The organism is Mycolicibacterium vaccae NBRC 14118 = CIP 105934, assembly GCF_001552715.1.
In the GTDB taxonomy this organism is placed as follows: Bacteria; Actinomycetota; Actinomycetes; order Mycobacteriales; family Mycobacteriaceae; genus Mycobacterium; species Mycobacterium vaccae.
Genome location: NZ_BCRS01000316.1, coordinates 1 through 2,208 on the forward strand (window position 1 = coordinate 1; position 2,208 = coordinate 2,208).

A 2,208-nucleotide genomic window follows, 5' to 3' on the forward strand; every position below is an offset into this window, starting at 1 on the left:
CCGCCGCCGGCCAGGTGTGCGTGTTCCCTGTCGCGCCACCACAGTCCACACCGATCCCGCGCACCGATCTGCTCGACCGGCTGGGCACCCACCTGACCCGGTATGTCGGCCCGGGGGTCGAGTTCGCCGACATCCGGCCCTACGTCCCCGGTGACCAGTTGCGCACCGTCAACTGGCCGGTCAGCGCCCGCCGCGGCGCGTTGCACGTCACCGAACGGGTGACCGACCGCGCCGCCGACGTGGTGGTGCTGGTCGACACCTATCCGCAGCCTCCAGGTCCGGCCACCGCGGCCACCGAGCGCACGGCCCGCGGGGCGGCGCAGGTGGTGCAGAGCGCGCTGCGCTACGGCGACCGCGCCGGGCTGGTCACCCTCGGCAGCCGTCGCACCCGGTGGCTGGGCGCCGACATCGGGCAACGGCAGTTCTACCGGATCCTGGACACCGTGCTGGGCGCGGCGGAGGTTTCGGGCACCTACCAGACCGGCACCGGCTCGCTCGCGCCCCGACCGGCGGTCCCGGTGGGCGCGATCGTGATCGCGTTCTCCACCCTGCTCGACACCGAGTTCGCGCTCGCGCTGATCGACCTGCGCAAGCGCGGGCACACCGTGGTCGCCGTCGACGTGCTCGACGGCAGCCCGATCGAGGGGGACCGCGATCCGCTGGTGCACCGCATGTGGGCCATGCAGCGCTCGTTCATGTACCGCGACATGGCGACCGTCGGCGTCGACATCGTGGGCTGGCCGGATGTGGTGACGCTGGACCAGGCGATGGTGCTGGTCCCGGCACGGCGGTCGCGCCGGTGACCGCGCACGTCGGACAACGGTTGTCGCTGTTGGCTTTCGGGGTGCTGATGGTCGGCGCCGCCGCCGTGCGCGCGGACGGCTATGCGCTGCCGGCGGCCGGGGCCGCGCTGGCGGCGGTGGCCGTGTCGGCGTGGGTGCGGCCGATGGCCGGGGCCGCGGTGCTGTTGACGGTGCTGACCGTGGCCCTGGCCGAGCCCGCACCGATGTTCACCGTGCTCGCCGGACTGGCCGCCGCGGTGTACCTCGTGCTGTGCCACACCGAGCCCACGGCGCCGACGATGTTCTTCGCGGTCGGATTCGCCTGCGCCGCCGCGGTGGCCGTGCTGCTGCCGGTGCAGGTGCCGTGGCTGCCGCTGGCCGCGCCGTTGGCGCTGCTTGCGGTATACCTGTTGGCGCTCAGTCCGTTTGCGGCACGGCAGCGCTGACCAGCGACCACAGCCGGGGTGCCACCCGGGTCAGCGGCCAGGTCAGCACGCCGGTGGCCACCCCGAACGCGGTGCGGGCGAGCGAGGTCGGCACATGGTCGGGATCCATCAGTTCGTTCTCGGCCAGCGGGCTCGCGTCCGCGGCCACCATAAAGTCGGTGAACCTGCGCAGCGACCGGCCCGCGCCGCGGGACGCCTCGACGGCAGCCAGGAATGAGCTGCGCTGCAACACCTCTCGCTGGAAGTCCGGCAGCGGTACACCGAGGTGCTCGGAGACCAGGTCGTCGCGGGTGTCGACGATGTGGCGCCGGATGTCGTCGCGGCCGGCCGGGGAGGCCTCCAGCGCGACGTCGCATTCGCTGTCGAAACCCAGCGACCGGTTGTTGAGGTTCGACGAGCCGATCCGCAGCAGCCGGTCGTCGATCACCATCACCTTCGAGTGCACGTACACCGACTCGCCGCCCTTGACCGCAGGCCAGTACACGCCGAGCCGGTCGTGCTCGTCGGCGTCCCACAGCAGGCGCAGCAGCCGCTCCCGCGCGCTGTCCATCGACTGCTGCTCCAGCCGGCTCTCCGAGGTGCGCGGCAACACGATCACGACTTCGGGCCCCTCGGGTTCGCGCAGCCGCGCCGCGAGCGCCTCGGCCAGCCCGCGGGCCGCGAGGTACTGGTTCTCCAGATAGATCACCTCGCTTGCGGCGGCGATCGCGGCGAAGTCCAGCGCCTCGACCTCGCGGACCTCCGGACGGCCGGGCAACGTCGGAAGCGTGCGGGCGACCCCGACCTCGACGTCCCGCAGAGCGGGCCGCAACCGTTGCGGCCACACCGGTTCGCGCGGCGACACCGGCGACAGCGACCGACCGGTGGCGGCCCGCCACCGGTCCCGGGCCTGCTCGGCCAGCACCCGCGCCGCCGGGCCGTCCACCGCTGCGGCGACCTCGTGGCGGGGGCCGTAGGGCTGTCCCGCGGTCTGCCGGCCC

3 protein-coding genes are annotated in these 2,208 nt (G+C 73.4%); 2 read left to right on the top strand and 1 reads right to left on the bottom strand.

Annotated elements, in window-relative coordinates:
• Window positions 1–803 (top strand): DUF58 domain-containing protein (locus MVA01S_RS29585; RefSeq protein ID WP_159426391.1); only part of this gene is annotated, 803 nt, incomplete at its 5' end.
• On the top strand, window positions 800–1,228 hold the full coding sequence (locus MVA01S_RS29590) for a hypothetical protein (protein ID WP_003930820.1): 429 nt from the start codon (window positions 800–802) through the stop codon (window positions 1,226–1,228). The genes MVA01S_RS29585 and MVA01S_RS29590, both read left to right, overlap by 4 nt.
• Here MVA01S_RS29590 and MVA01S_RS29595 read toward each other — a convergent pair.
• Window positions 1,200–2,208 (bottom strand): phospholipase D-like domain-containing protein (locus tag MVA01S_RS29595; RefSeq protein ID WP_255251732.1); only part of this gene is annotated, 1,009 nt, incomplete at its 5' end. The two genes, MVA01S_RS29590 and MVA01S_RS29595, sit on opposite strands and share 29 nt — an antisense overlap.